The organism is [Phormidium] sp. LEGE 05292, assembly GCF_015207735.1.
Taxonomy (GTDB): Bacteria; Cyanobacteriota; Cyanobacteriia; order Cyanobacteriales; family Aerosakkonemataceae; genus Floridanema.
This window is the reverse complement of the sequence record NZ_JADEWG010000001.1, coordinates 48,871-63,755: the sequence shown is the minus strand read 5'-3', so window position 1 is coordinate 63,755 and position 14,885 is coordinate 48,871. Positions and strand designations below refer to the sequence as shown.

At 39.9% G+C, this 14,885-nt stretch carries 12 protein-coding genes; 7 read left to right on the top strand and 5 right to left on the bottom strand.

The annotated features are described in order from the left end of the window. Window position 1: 1 nt before the first annotated feature. Window positions 2-847, top strand: a complete 846-nt coding sequence (locus IQ264_RS00225; RefSeq protein ID WP_322744569.1) for an Rpn family recombination-promoting nuclease/putative transposase — start codon at window positions 2-4, stop codon at window positions 845-847. A gap of 17 nt (window positions 848-864) precedes the next feature. Here IQ264_RS00225 and IQ264_RS00220 read toward each other — a convergent pair whose 3' ends face one another. Continuing rightward, window positions 865-1,755 carry a mechanosensitive ion channel family protein gene (locus tag IQ264_RS00220; protein WP_193977417.1) on the bottom strand — a complete coding sequence of 297 codons (891 nt, stop codon included), beginning with the start codon at window positions 1,753-1,755 and terminating at the stop codon, window positions 865-867. 178 nt (window positions 1,756-1,933) lie between these two features. Here IQ264_RS00220 and IQ264_RS00215 point away from each other — a divergent pair, with 178 nt between their 5' ends. Then, the gene (locus tag IQ264_RS00215; RefSeq protein WP_193977415.1) at window positions 1,934-3,367 is read left to right on the top strand and encodes a carotenoid oxygenase family protein; all 1,434 of its coding nucleotides are present in this window, start codon (window positions 1,934-1,936) and stop codon (window positions 3,365-3,367) included. 98 nt (window positions 3,368-3,465) lie between these two features. Here the strand turns inward: IQ264_RS00215 and IQ264_RS00210 are convergent, their stop codons facing one another. After that, complete coding sequence (locus IQ264_RS00210; protein WP_193977413.1) at window positions 3,466-4,479, bottom strand: zinc-dependent alcohol dehydrogenase family protein; 1,014 nt, start codon at window positions 4,477-4,479, stop codon at window positions 3,466-3,468. Further along, the gene (locus tag IQ264_RS00205) at window positions 4,476-4,877 is read right to left on the bottom strand and encodes a hypothetical protein (protein WP_193977411.1); all 402 of its coding nucleotides are present in this window, start codon (window positions 4,875-4,877) and stop codon (window positions 4,476-4,478) included. Before IQ264_RS00205 ends, IQ264_RS00210 begins: the two co-directional genes overlap by 4 nt. Window positions 4,878-4,966: 89 nt before the next feature. Between IQ264_RS00205 and IQ264_RS00200 the strand changes: the two genes are divergently transcribed. After that, the gene (locus IQ264_RS00200; RefSeq protein ID WP_193977409.1) at window positions 4,967-8,212 is read left to right on the top strand and encodes a PAS domain S-box protein; all 3,246 of its coding nucleotides are present in this window, start codon (window positions 4,967-4,969) and stop codon (window positions 8,210-8,212) included. Between the two features lie 314 nt (window positions 8,213-8,526). Here IQ264_RS00200 and IQ264_RS00195 read toward each other — a convergent pair whose 3' ends face one another. Then, entirely contained in the window at window positions 8,527-9,009 is a 483-nt protein-coding gene (locus tag IQ264_RS00195; protein WP_193977407.1) for a quercetin 2,3-dioxygenase, read from the bottom strand. Window positions 9,010-9,261: 252 nt separating this feature from the next. Here IQ264_RS00195 and IQ264_RS00190 point away from each other — a divergent pair, with 252 nt between their 5' ends. The 4 genes from IQ264_RS00190 to IQ264_RS00175 all read left to right on the top strand — a co-directional run bounded on the left by IQ264_RS00190 (window position 9,262) and on the right by IQ264_RS00175 (window position 13,270). Next, the gene (locus IQ264_RS00190) at window positions 9,262-10,017 is read left to right on the top strand and encodes a retropepsin-like domain-containing protein (RefSeq protein ID WP_228061180.1); all 756 of its coding nucleotides are present in this window, start codon (window positions 9,262-9,264) and stop codon (window positions 10,015-10,017) included. Between the two features lie 114 nt (window positions 10,018-10,131). Further along, window positions 10,132-11,505 (top strand): tRNA (N6-isopentenyl adenosine(37)-C2)-methylthiotransferase MiaB, encoded by a 1,374-nt coding sequence (miaB, locus tag IQ264_RS00185; RefSeq protein ID WP_193977405.1) that lies wholly within the window; start codon window positions 10,132-10,134, stop codon window positions 11,503-11,505. A gap of 183 nt (window positions 11,506-11,688) precedes the next feature. Further along, window positions 11,689-12,129 carry a hypothetical protein gene (locus tag IQ264_RS00180; protein WP_193977403.1) on the top strand — a complete coding sequence of 147 codons (441 nt, stop codon included), beginning with the start codon at window positions 11,689-11,691 and terminating at the stop codon, window positions 12,127-12,129. 127 nt (window positions 12,130-12,256) lie between these two features. Next, on the top strand, window positions 12,257-13,270 hold the full coding sequence (locus IQ264_RS00175) for a D-alanine--D-alanine ligase family protein (RefSeq protein WP_193977401.1): 1,014 nt from the start codon (window positions 12,257-12,259) through the stop codon (window positions 13,268-13,270). 165 nt (window positions 13,271-13,435) lie between these two features. Here IQ264_RS00175 and IQ264_RS00170 read toward each other — a convergent pair whose 3' ends face one another. Beyond that, on the bottom strand, window positions 13,436-14,782 hold the full coding sequence (locus tag IQ264_RS00170) for an ATP-grasp domain-containing protein (protein WP_228061179.1): 1,347 nt from the start codon (window positions 14,780-14,782) through the stop codon (window positions 13,436-13,438). Window positions 14,783-14,885 lie beyond the last annotated feature (103 nt).

Here is a 14,885-nt window from a genome sequence, read left to right as displayed (position 1 = left end):
AATACTAAAATTCCACCTCAACGCCAAAAAGCAAAACCAACGTGAAAACCGACTCAATATTCTACCGCCTATTCAAAACCTTCCCCGCATCTTTTTTGAATTAATCGGACAACCAAACATCGATATCAACACCTATCAATTCGTCTCAGTTGAAATCAAACAAACCGCCTTCCGAATAGATGGCGTATTCATCCCCGTTTCCAACACCAACGCAGAAACAGTATATTTCACTGAAGTCCAATTCCAACCAGATACAACATTTTACCGCCGCTTATTCTCCGAAATCTTCCTTTATCTCCGCCAAAACGAAACCGTAAATCTTTGGCGTGCGGTAGTAGTTTATCCCACTCGCAGTATAGAAACATTTGACACAATACCATATCAAAGTTTGCTTTCCACTCCCCAAGTACAACGCATCTATTTAGATGAATTAGGAGAAGCAGCAAACAACACTTTCGGATTGAGAATTGTACAATTAATAATTGAAAGGGAGGAAACAGCAGTTACCAGCGCCAGGGAATTAATCTCTCAAGCGCGAGAACAAATTACAGATACCACAACCAAGCGAGAAATTCTAGAATTAATAGAAACAATCTTAGTTTACAAATTCACTCAATTAAGCAGGGAGGAAATCCGCCAAATGTTTAACTTTACCGAAACCGAATTCAAACAAACAAGAATTTACCAAAGCATCAAGGAAGAGGGTGTAGAGGAAGGTGAAATGATAGCTAAATTCGCAGCAGTACCCCGTTTATTAGCACTGGGTTTAACTGTTGAACAAATCGCCCAAGCACTTGAATTGACAGTGGAACAAGTGCAGCAAGCATCTGAGAATCAAACTAACTAATCTTACTCAGTAATTGTTCACTCACTAGCTTTTCTACCTTTGAAAATAGCAGCGTTATCGTTATATTTTTCTTGGTCATTATAGTAAAGCGTGCGGATAGGATAAGGAATATTAATTCCTGCTTTATCGCACGCTTCTTTTAAGGCAATTATTACTTTAGTTCTAGTGCGGCGAACGTGGATTTTTTGGGGTAAAGTCCAATAGCGTACTACAAAATCGATCGAACTTTCCCCAAAACCTATTCCATCAACTTCGGGTTTTGGTTCAGCTAAAACACCCTCGATATCTAATACAGCTTGCAGTAAAACATCTATAGCTGAACGTAAATCTGTATTGTAGTCAATGCCTATTTGTAAATCTGTGCGACGCTGACGTTGGGCGGTTAATACTTGTACTGGATTAGTAAATAAAACAGCATTTGGTATTACGACTATTTCTCCTTGATAGGTGACAATTTGTGTAGAACGAATAGCAATATCTTGTACTGTACCTTCATAATCTTGGACAATTATTTGATCGCCAATGCGGAAAGGTTCTTGCAATAATAGCAATATTCCTGCTAAAAAATTTTTGAATATATCTTGAAAAGCAAAACCAAATGCGACCGAACTTAACCCTAGTAAACCGATTAAATCTCCTAAGCGTAAATCAGGAAAAACAATTACAGAAGCGACCAGAATACCAATTACCCAAACTGTAACATAGCTGGTTTGGATGAAGAGCGATCGCAAAGATAAACTCTTAACAGCACGTACTCCAATCTTTTTTACTATCTCTCTTACCAAATTAGCAACATAGTTAGTTAAACAAAGAACAATAATCGCCGCCAGAAAAGCTGGTAAAGCTTCAATGGCATAACTAATTAATTTTAACAGGCTTTGTCTTACTTGTTGATACAAGGCATTCATAAACACACAAACAAAAATCTTTATTTTTATGCACAATACTACTAAAAAACATTTTAACTATGAGATTGCTTCTTAGTCATACCTCCAAAGATACTTTTTAGCTACAATTATTACTTAACAGGTTGGCAAAAAAGCAAACTTAAATTTCAAAATTATCACTCTCTCATACTTACGAAAGATGACAACAATTACTAAACCCACAACTCGTAAAGCTTGGGCAAATGCGATTTCCCAACCAGCAAAGGAATTTCCCTTAACTCCTTTGTCAATTATTGCAGGTAAAATTCCCGAAGGTCTGCGTGGTACACTCTATCGTAATGGCCCTGCTAGATTGGAGCGTGGTGGCGAAAAAGTTGGTCATTGGTTTGATGGTGATGGCGCAATTTTAGCTGTAAAATTTAGCGATAATGGTGCTACAGGAATTTATCGCTATGTGCAAACTGCTGGATATTTAGCAGAATCAAAAGCAAATAAATACCTCTATCCTAATTATGGCATGACTGCGCCTGGGCCTTTTTGGAATCAGTGGATTAAACCAGTCAAAAATGCTGCTAATACTTCAGTTTTGGCATTACCAGATAAGCTTTTAGCATTATGGGAAGGCGGAAAACCTCATGCTTTAAATTTAGAAACTTTGCAAACTCAAGGTTTAGATGATTTATCTGCTTTAGGTGATAATTTATCTTTTTCTGCTCATCCAAAATGTGATGCTAAAACGGGAGAAATTTTTAATTTTGGCGTGACGCTGGGAAAGGATTCAACTCTGAATATTTATCAGAGTAATTCAACTGGTAAAATCCAGCAAAAATCTAGTTCCACTGTGAGTGGAGTTCCTTTAGTTCATGATTTTGTCATGGCTGGGAAATATTTAATATTTTTCATTCCGCCAGTGCGAATAAATTTGTTACCAACAGTTTTTGGTTTAGAGAGTTTTAGCGATGCTATGGAATGGAAACCGCAGTTAGGAACAGAGATTTTAATTTTCGATCGCACAACCTTATCCTTAGTAAGTAAAAGTGTAGCAGAACCTTGGTATCAATGGCATTTTAGCAATGGTTATGTAGATAATAACGGAGAAATTGTCATTGATTTCTTTCGTTATCAAGATTTTCAAACTAATCAACGTCTCAAACAATTACCAACAGGAGAAATTCAACTTCCTGCTAAATCAACCTTGTGGCAAGTGCGTCTCGATCCGCAAACTGCTAAAGTAAAATCTAGTGAAGAATTGCTCGATCGAGATGGTGAATTTCCCATTGTACCCCAGGAAAATGTCGGCGAATTTTCTCGCTACACTTTCATGTCTTTGCATGGCAAAAATTCGGATACTACTAGGGAAATATATAGTACGATCGCACGTTTTGACCACAAAACAAACAACCTCCAAGAAGCAAACTTAGGCGAAAATCACTATCCTGTAGAACCAATTTATGCTCCAGATTCCCTAAATCCTAATCAATCTTGGGTGTTAACAGTTGTCTATGATGGCAACAATAATCAAAGCGAAGTTTGGGTATTTGATAGCGAAAGATTAGACGATGAACCAGTGTGTAAACTAGGATTACCCAGCGTTGTACCGATGGGATTTCATGGTACTTGGAAAGCAGGTTAACGGGGACTAGGGACTGGGGATTGGGGGCTGGGGAAGAGTATTTTTGATGCTTCTTTATCTGCGTTTATCTGCTTTCATCTGCGGTGAAAAATTCAAAATTAGTCAAAACTCAGACAAACTTTACCAAAATGCGCCCCACTTGCCAAATATTCTAAAGCTTCCCTGGCTTCGGTAAAGTGAAAAGTGCGATCGACAATTGGTTTAATTCCATGTAATTCGATCGCCCGATTCATCTGTTCAAACATCTCACGGGAACCAACATAAACACCTTGAACTGTAACAGCTTTATGCACAACAGGTAGATGGTTAACTTCCGATGTTGTACCCGTGAGAACACCAATTAAACTAATATGTCCACCCACAGAAACGGCGCGGAAAGATTTAGGTAAAGTACCCGCACCTCCGACTTCTACTACATAGTCAACACCTTCACCATTTGTTAATTGATAAACCTGTTCTTCCCAATTAGGATTTACTTTGTAATTAATCCCATCAGTTGCACCTAAATCTAACGCTTTTTGTAACTTTTCATCACTGCTGGAAATGATAATTACTCGCGCACCAGACATTTTCGCAAACTGCAAAGCGAACAGCGAAACACCACCAGTACCTTGCAAAAGTACAGTGTCTCCAGCTTTCAAATTACCACCAGTTATTAAAGCATTCCAAGCAGTAACAGCAGCACAAGGTAAAGTAGCAGCTTCGATGTCGGAAAGATGTTGCGGAACTGAAATTACTCCATTTTCATCTAACACAATGTATTCTGCTAATACGCCATCTACAGGACTACCTAAAGTTGAGCGAAATACTTCTTTTGATGGTTTTCCCGCTAACCATTTTTGAAAGAAGATACTAGCAACTCTTTCGCCTACTTTGACTCGCGTTACTCCCTCGCCTACCGCAACTATTTCTCCTACTCCGTCGGAAAGGGGAATTAAGGGTAATTTTTGTTTGGGATTATAACGACCTTGCACTACTAATAAGTCTCGATAATTTAGGGAAGCGGCGCGTAATTTTATTAAGACTTGTCCTATACTAGGTGTGGGGATTTGACGATCGCACACCATCAAAGCATCTAACCCAAAGTTATTTTGTATCTCGACTACTTTCATTTTTTTCGCCATTGTTCTAAAGAAATGTATTCCCCTGTGATTTCATCTTGCACGGTAATCTTTTCTTCTGGCATATTAACGCGAAACCAATAAAGTGTGACAATGCGATCGGGATTATCTTCAAAAACTCTGACTGTATAGTAAGGTTCGGTTTTAGTAGGTGTACTTTCTAACATTAATTTAACGCTTACTTTGCCCTTTGATAACCTCCTGATTTCTGCCGCTTTTTGCTGTACTTCTGGAAGTCGCCACACTAAATTTATTACTTTTTCGCTTTCATTATTAGTAGCTTGTGTCATCAAGAAAGATTGATGAGCTAAAGCTTTGTTTTCTCTTTGCCCGGTTAGAGGTATTAATAGGAAAAGAGCGAAACAGAGAAAAATTTTTATTTCTTTCATTTGAAGTAGATCTCCTGGTATAATCGATCAATAACAGTAGTAGCAAAATTGCTGAAAAGCTGGAAAATTACCATACCAGAGAAAGCAGGATGAAATTTAGAGGGTATCACAAGTTACTGCCCTACCTAGTGGCTATCGCGTCCACAGGAATCGCTCTGCTGCTGACAATCTGGTTAAAGCCGTTAATGACTGGGACGCTGGGGGCGTTTTTCTTCGTTGCTGTGATTGTGAGTACCTGGTATGGGGGCATTTATCCCGGTATTGTATCTGTTGTTTTGTCAGTGCTGGCGATCGACTACTTCTTGATTCCCCCAATCTACCAATGGACACCTGTTTTTGACGATCTGCTACGGTTAGGAATTTTTACCTTCGTTGCCTTAATTATCAATCTCCTGAGTGCAAATTTAAAGGCAAGCAAACACAAAGTTGAACGACTAAGCCATAAATTCCAGGAAGAAAGTGCCCAACGCCTACAAACTGCCTTAAATGCTGCACAAATGGGGATGTGGGATTGGGATATGGTGACGGGGAAAATTATTTGGTCGCCAGAACACGAACAGTTATTTGGTTTAGCGCCTGGTAGTTTTGATGGGAGATATGAAACCTTTGATAGTTCTCTTTATCCTGACGATCGACAAGGATTAAATCAGGCGATCGACCAATCCTTAAAAAACCACACTTCCTACAATCATGAGTTCCGAATTGTCTGGGCAGATGGTAGCATTCACTGGGTTGAAGGACGGGGAAAAGCCTTTTATAACCTACAAGGGCAACCTGTGCGAATGTCGGGAACGATTATGGCGATCGATGCCAGAAAACAAGCTGTAGAGACGTTGCAAGCAACGTCTCTACAGCTGCGACACCAATTTGAACAACAGCGGTTAGTGTCAGAAAGCACCCAACGCATACGGAATTCTCTCAATTTACAAGATATTCTGCAAACCACAGTAGATGAAGTGCGAGAATATCTCAAAACCGATCGCGTCATAATTTTTCGATTTTCTCCTGGCTGGGGAGGAACGACTGTAGTTGAGTCGGTGGCAGATGAATGGATGCCGATTTTACCACTCCAGATTTACGACCCTTGCATTGGCGAAGAGTATGTCGAACCTTTTAAACAAGGCTTAGTTACAGCTAAATCTGATATTTATAATTCCGGCATTAGTCCCTGTCACGTTGAATTTCTGGCAAATTTACAAGTCAGGGCAAACTTAGTCGTTCCCGTAATCGAGGGCGATCGATTGTGGGGGTTACTCGCAGCCCATCACTGTGCCGCACCGCGTCAGTGGCAAGATTCAGAAATCAACCTTTTGCAGCAGTTAGCAGCCCAAGTCAGCGTCGCGCTTGGGCAATCTACTTTGTGGGAACAAGTGCAAACGGAACTGGCACAACGCAAACAAAGCGAAGCTCTCCTGCGGTTATTTGCCCAGTGTGCGCCTGCTGGGATTGCGATGTTGGATCGGGATATGCGCTATATAATGGCAAGTCAGCGTTGGGTAGATGAATATAACCTTGGTGCGGTGGAATCTCTGATTGGTCGATCGCACTACGAGATCTTTCCCGACATTCCCGAACGTTGGCGACAGATTCATCAACGTTGTTTGGCAGGGGCGATCGAGAAATCTGAAGAAGATTTGTTTGTCCGGGCAAATGGATCGCAGCAATGGCTCTTCTGGGAGATTCATCCTTGGCATACTGCTACAGGTGAAATTGGTGGCATTATCGTTTTTTCTGTTGATATTTCCCAGCGCAAACAAGCCGAACTTGCTTTACAACAACTAAATGCTGAACTTGAGCAAAGAGTATTTAAACGAACTGTCCAATTGAATCAAATAAACGATCGATTACTGGAAGCTTTACTTGAACAGCAACATACTCAATTCCTGTTATCAGAAAAAGCACAATTGCTAGATTTGGCACATGACACAATCATGACCTGCGATTTGAATTGGGTAATTACTTTCTGGAACCAAGGAGCCCAACAAATGTATGGTTGGACTCCAGCCGAAGCCTTGGGAAAGGAAACTCATACTCTATTAAAAACCCAATTTACTCAACCATTAACAGAGATTCAAGCCCAATTATTTGACCAAGGCTACTGGGAAGGAGAACTAGTACATCAACATCGAAATCATCAATCCATAACCGTTGCTAGCCGTTGGGTATTGCAAAAAGACGCGATGGGTAGACCGATTAAAATCCTAGAAATTAACAATGACATTACCTTCCGCAAACAAGCCGAAGCAGCTTTGCGACAAAGTGAAGAAACATTCCGATCGTTGAGTGAGTTCTCTCCCATTGGCATTTTCCTCAGCGACATTGCAGGCAAAACTATCTATACCAATCCCCTCTATCAACAGATTATCGGTGCATCAGCTGAGGAAGCATTGGGGGATGGTTGGAAAGAATTTATCCATCCTGACGATCGCCAATGGGTGTTTCAATATTGGTCAGAGGTAGTAGCCGCAGGTAAGGAAGGCATATTTAACGAAGTGCGCTACCAAGATCGTCAAGGAAAAATCTGTTATACCCAAGTGCGAACTGCACCAATCAAGTCAAGTGATGGAACGGTGATTCTGTTCGTTGGGACTGTGGAAGATATTACCGAAAGACGCAAAATTGACCAGATGAAACAAGAGTTTATTTCCATAGTCAGTCATGAACTCAGAACCCCTTTAACTTCAATTCGCGGTGCTCTGGGTTTGGTTGCTGCGGGCATTTTTGATAAAAAACCGGAAAAGATGAAGAATATGATTGACATTGCTGCTAGACAAAGCGAGCGTCTAGTGCGCTTAGTCAATGATATTCTCGATTTGCGCCGCTTGGAATCAGGACAAACAAAGTTCAACTTCCAGCAATGTGCTGTGGCTGAGTTAATCCAGCAATCAGTTGATGTAATGCGAACTCAAGCGGAACAAAACCAGATTACTCTGTCTATCATCCCCTGTGCGCTAGAAGTTTGGGCTGATGCTGATGCGATCGTTCAAACAATAACCAATCTCCTCAGTAATGCCATTAAATTCTCTCCACCAAATTCAACAATTACTATCAGCGCCGAAGTTATTCCTAATGATTTATTAACTGAAAAAGAGCTTCCATTCGTCGCGCTTTTCTCAGTCCAAGACCAAGGTCGAGGCATTCCAGAGGATAAGCTAGAAAGTATTTTTGAACAATTTCAACAAGTCAATGTTTCAGATTCTCGTGAAAAAGGCGGCACTGGCTTAGGGTTGTCTATTTGTCGTAGTATTATTGAACAGCACGGCGGCAAAATTTGGGTACAAAGTGTGTTAAACGAAGGCAGCACTTTTTATTTTACACTTCATTTTAATGGTTAATTTTGTTGAAAATAGAGTTAATTAAACTGGGTAATATTTAAGTAGACGTTGCGATCGACTTTTTTTAAACCGCAAAGAACGCGCTAGCGAAGCCATGCGCGATAGCGCTATAGGACGCAAAGAGAAGAGAGAGGGGAAACAGAGGAATCACAATTTGGCTCTCCTGTACTTCTGGTGATAAATAAACTTTATTGTTTTGTGAAATCCTTGATTTATCAGGAATCCCAGTCCCGTAGGACAGGTATCTTGCCTGTTATCCCCAGTCAAGAGTCCCTAAAATCAGGGTTTTCCACCAAAAGTAAGGGAGAGCCACTTTATGCTTCGGGGGGTAAGATTGTCAGCCCATACTTTGGTGCAGTCGCTAGCAGTTTGTCGATCGCAGCCTGATCGGGCACAGGTAGATTCAATGGATCGGTTACAGGTCTGCCAACTTCAGCAAAGAACATTTCCAAACCAGCAGGTGTTACCCAACATAACATTCGCGCTTGCGTCGTTCCAGTATTTTTGAAGCTGTGTTTTTGTCCCTTGGGAGAATGCAAGAATGTACCGGGTGTCGCCAAAATAGTTTGGTCATCTAAGCGAAACTCAACTTCACCCTCAAGAATGTAAAACGCTTCATCTTCACGGCTATGAATATGGGGGGGCGTGCCCACCTCTGGATTACATACAATCTCAATCAGGGCATATTGTCCCTGAGTATTCTGCCCCAATGCCTTAAAAGTGACAATATCACCGACAACTGTCACCACATCGCCTTCTTGAGGCATCATGACTATTCCTTGCTGGTTTAGAGTCATCTTAATATCCTCGTTTCTGCTAAATGTTCAGTATCCAACTATGTAGTCGGATGTAACTATCTTGCTTACAAACTAAACTCCTGTTCTCTAGTTTTCTTCAAAAACTAGATCGCGTGGAAATCTTATTTATCAGTCATTAGATAGATATTTCTCCCTAAGCTCTAGAATAGAGAATCATGGAGAAAATGTTGGCATTTCTACTCTAGCAAGATATGCCCATGCTTTAGGAAAAAAAATTACCATAGAAATTTCTTGATTTTCAGAGGTAGATGTGGAAAAGCGATCGCCACTTTATCAACCAAATACATAATTGCTAAACTTGAATTATATCATAAGGGGATTTGTGCGATCGCTACTATCACTTCATCAACGGTAAAATCTATGAGCAAAACACCCTCTCCCGAAGAAGGTCGGGAAATCGTAAAATGGTTAAATCGAAATCGGCAACTCTTTAAAAAATATGCTCATCAATATGTGGCATATAATACTAACGGAATTATTACTCATGGTGAAAATCTGCGCGAAGTTATTGAGAAAGCAGACGCTTCTGGAGAGATTTATTTAATTTATTTAGTTCCTGGTTTTACTGGCTCTATTGTGATTTTACCAATTTATTTTCGCACAGTCAGCCGTCATGAATGGTCGCCTGATTATCCAGTGACTCTAAAGCATAATGAGTTGGTTATAAATACAAATATGGTAGTTGATTCAGGTGCAGATTTTAGCGTAATTTCTAGCAAAGCTGGTCAAGATTTAGGCTATGCTTTGGCTGATGGCGAGGAAATATTAGTAGGACAAGCAATAGGCGGAAGCGTAGAGTATGTTTTACGTAGGGTTGAAATGACTATTGATGGACATACTTTTATGGCTCCAGTGGCATGGTTACAAAATAATACGGCAGATGTTATGCTTTTGGGCAGAGAAGTTGTATTTGATAAGTTTAATATTGAGTTTCGTCAAGCGGATGAGCAAATCGTTTTTACTTGGCGGGAAGTAGTCAATTTATAAGATGAGAAAACCCTTTACTTTTAAATTAACGCCTAAACTCGCCAAAACAAATCACAAAAATCTATAATTTATAAGAGTTTGTCATTTATATTTAACTTTTTGCGTAACTGAACCATGACCACTACTCCCCGTCGCTATCACATTACCACCTTCGGCTGTCAGATGAATAAAGCCGACTCGGAACGCATGGCTGGTATCTTGGAAGATATGGGTTTTGAGTGGTCGGAAGATCCTAATGATGCTAGTCTGATTCTCTACAATACCTGTACAATTCGGGATAATGCCGAACAAAAAGTTTATTCTTATCTGGGAAGACAGGCGAAACGCAAACTAGAACAACCGGATTTAACATTAATTGTTGCAGGTTGTGTGGCGCAACAAGAAGGTGAAGCTTTACTGCGGCGCGTGCCTGAATTAGACTTAGTAATGGGGCCGCAACACGCTAACCGTTTAGAAGATTTATTGGAACAAGTTTTTAATGGCAATCAAGTAGTTGCTACCGAAGCTGTTCATATTATGGAAGATATCACCAAGCCTCGGCGTGATAGTGCTGTTACTGCTTGGGTGAATGTGATTTATGGTTGCAATGAACGTTGCACTTATTGTGTTGTTCCCAATGTGCGAGGTGTGGAACAATCTCGCACTCCTGAAGCGATTCGTCGGGAAGTTGAAGAGTTAGCAAGTCAGGGTTATACAGAGATAACTTTACTCGGTCAAAATATCGATGCTTACGGTCGAGATTTACCAGGAGTGACACCGGAAGGAAGACACAAACACACACTAACAGATTTGCTGTATTTTATTCATGATGTTCCTGGTATTGAACGGATTCGTTTTGCTACTTCTCACCCTCGTTATTTTACCGAAAGATTGATCAAAGCTTGTGCGGAATTGCCAAAAGTTTGCGAACATTTCCACATTCCTTTTCAATCAGGAGATAACGAAATTCTCAAGGCAATGGCTAGGGGTTATACTCAGGAAAAATACCGCCGAATTATTAATACAATTCGGAGTTATATGCCAGATGCGGCGATTAGTGCGGATGCGATTGTCGGTTTTCCTGGGGAAACGGAAGCACAGTTTGAAAATACGTTGAAATTAGTAGAAGAGATTGGTTTTGATTTATTAAATACTGCTGCTTATTCTCCGCGTCCGGGTACGCCTGCGGCTGTGTGGTCAAATCAACTTTCGGAAGAGGTGAAAGCGGATAGATTGCAACGTTTAAATCACTTGGTTTCTATTAAAGCATTTGAGCGATCGCAACGCTACCAAAACCGCATCGAAGAAGTCTTAGTCGAAGACCAAAATCCCAAAGATTTAACTCAAGTAATGGGAAGAACTCGCGGAAATCGTTTGACCTTTTTCCCTGGCAATATCAGCGAATTAAAAGGTCAAATAGTCAAAGTCAAAATTACCGAAGTCCGCGCCTTTAGTTTAACTGGAGAAAGAATTTTTCAACCCTCTCCCGTTGAATGCTTAACAGTCTGAAAATTACCTGATTAGTTTTGTAGAGACGTTGTATACAACGTCTCTACAGTTTTATCTGCGATTATCAATTCCCAAATCTAAAAATTTTTAGTATAAAAAACAAAAATTCTTCACAGTAAGCATACTATTAAAATGAACTACCAAAATTTAAATATTAAGCACAATTGGTAAAGAAAGGTAAAGATGAAAATAAGATTTTTAACTGCTTTGGTACTACTTACCAGCATCAGTGTAACAATTCCTAATGCTGTTTTTTCTCAACCTAAAACAGGTGCAAACACTTTTTCGACAGGTTTCTGGCAACCTCAAGCACAGATTGACCCAAAACAACCGATTAAAATCACTATTTTGAATCAATCTGGTTTTCCTGTTAATTATAGTTTAGGTCGTAGTGCAGCGGGAAATTTGCCTCCAAACGGCACAAGTAGTTTTACAGCAGGAAGCATTAATCAAGTTCAAGATATTGTTAATGTTAATATTTATTCTCCACAAATATTGGCATTTGACTACAGTACTGACCCTCAACAAAATCAACTCTTTGTTCGCATTCGTTTAGCAACTAATCCCGCAGACGAAGACAGGTCAGTTTATATTGATGAAACTGGAAGAGTTTACTCTTTTTAAGGTAGGTTGTGCCGACTTCAGTCGTTTACAGTCAACAGTTATCAGCTATCAATTATGGTCTAAAAAGTTAACTGTTGACTGATAGAACTATTAAAATATAATTGTAATATCATATAAAAAATGAGTCATGCGATCGCTGCGTATTCTTCATTTAGTTGGGTCTGCTGAAAATGATTTTTACTGTGATTTGTCCCGCCTTTATGCTCAAGATTGTCTCACAGCAACAGCAGATCCATGCTATGACTTTCTAATTGCATATATTACACCCGATCGCAATTGGCGATTTCCTGCTTCTCTCAGTTTAGAAGATATCGCTGTCGCCAAACCGATGACTTTGTTTGAGGCGATCGAATTTATCACAGCGCAAAACATTCACCTGGTTTTACCACAAATGTTTTGTCTTCCGGGAATGACTTATTACCGAGGTTTATTCGACTTGCTGAAAATTCCTTACATTGGGAATACTCCTGATGTTATGGCGATCGCAGCCCACAAAGCAAGAACCAAAGCAATTGTCGCCGCAGCAGGAGTAAAAGTACCTCGTGGAGAACTGCTTCGCCAAGGAGATGTTCCCACAATTCTACCTCCAGCAGTCGTTAAACCTACAACTTCTGACAATTCTTTAGGGGTAGTATTAGTTAAAGATGTTAGTGAATATGATGCTGCCTTGAAAAAAGCATTTGAATATGATTCGGAAGTCATAGTTGAAGAATTCATCGAACTTGGTCGAGAAGTCAGATGTGGCATCATTGTTAAAGATGGGGAACTAGTAGGTTTACCCTTGGAAGAGTATCTGGTAGACTCTGAGAAAAAACCCATTCGCAACCATGCCGATAAACTCCAACTAACAGATGATGGCAACTTGCTTTTTGCTGCTAAAGATAACATCAAATCTTGGATTGTAGACCCTAACGATCCCCTCACCGAAAAAGTTCAACAAGTAGCTAAAAAGTGTCATCAAGCTTTAGGTTGTCGTCACTATAGTTTATTTGATTTTCGCATCGATCCAAATGGAGAACCTTGGTTTTTAGAAGCTGGTTTGTATTGTTCTTTTGCTACTAAAAGTGTGATTCCCTGTATGGCAAAAGCAGCAGGAATTCCTGTAAAGGAGTTATTAAAAACAGCGATCGATGAAACATAAAGTAAGTTGTTGCGCTTCAGCGATAAACTTTAGTGATAAAGCGCAACAACGTACCTTTACTGAGATCTTGAACTCCTGAGCGGAGCCTCTATTTCTCGTTCCCAGGTTGAACCTGGGAACGAGGTTTTGGGAGGTTCTACCTCCTTACTGGAGCAATATCTGAGTTTAGTCTCCACCGATTTCAACGAGTTTACCAATGTTAAAATCTATCCTGATCCAACCTTTAAGTTTTTGCAAGTTTTTCAGCAATAATAAGGTGATTTGCCAATGAGGTACCATGAAAAATGGTAGGGGGTCGTTAAATTGAAAGATGGCATCTTTACCACGTAAGATAATGTTTAATCTGGTTTTTAGTTGAGCGATCGACCTTACCCCCGTCAATCGCCAAATTTCATGATACAACCAATAAGTTGGTTTACTATTAGCTAAAGGTTGCAAAGGATAATCGGAATCTGACTCATCATTTAAATAAGCATCTGCCAATTTAGGATGATTGTAAAACATGGTGATTGCTGAGTGAGTCCGGGGATTACATTCGATCGCATAAACCGTTCCATCTTCCGCTTCAATAAAATCAAAGGAAATTTGTCCTGTTAATTTGCATTCCCGGAAAAAATGACTCACCCATGCAAAAATTTTCCGATTATCCACATTTTCATAATTTACTTGAAAAGCTGAAGATTCGCAGCAGCAATGTACCCTTAATTCGCCATTTCTTACTGTGCTGTGAGTGCAATACTCTTTCCCTGGAATGAACTCTTGCATAATCCAAGGGTTGTCTTTACTAATTGGTAGACTGCGAACATGATTCGCCATTTTTTCCCTAGTTTCCATTGGGAATTTAGTCATGTCTAAGCGATGCACCGAATCGTAAGCAATACTTTTTAAAATATACTTTCGTTTTTCTTGGGAAAAGTCGAAATTTAGCACTTCTTCTGGGTTAGTAATCAAAAAAGTTTTGGGAACAGATAAACCGAACGATCGCGCTTTTTCGGCAAAAGCAAACTTATCATCCAGCATTTTTGTCACATCAGCATCGCAGTGAAAAACTTCACAACAACCTGATAAAATTGGTTTAGCTAAAGAGTCATAATAACTTTGGATCGGACTACAAACTGGAACATAAACATCGATATTTTCTTGTTTAGCGATCGCTAATAAAGCTTGAGTATAACCTTCTGGATCTTTTGACGGTGAGGGAATAGTATAAAAGCGATCGACCGCATTAGAAAAACGATGACCAACTAACCAATATTTATGAGTTTCAATTAATACCACCCGATGTCCAGCCGCGTGAAACGATCGCGCCAGTTGCAGCGCCTTTGTCATCTTCCCACCAGTCAGCATAATATTTTTGGGATTCGGGTTTTTCACTCTTGACTTTTGCCAAGGTTGACTAATCAAATTCCCTAATAATGCTGCTAATACAATAGTCAAATTAAAGGGAAATGCGATCGCCAAAAGTGCCAAAGTCCCTAAATTTTGCAACACCGCAAAAATTCGCTCTTTCATATCATTACTCATCTATTTATATTACAGCAGGGAAACTCGATCGGGATTTACGGATTTACCAGATTTCTTGATTAATCCTGAGCATCATGTAAATCATTAAATC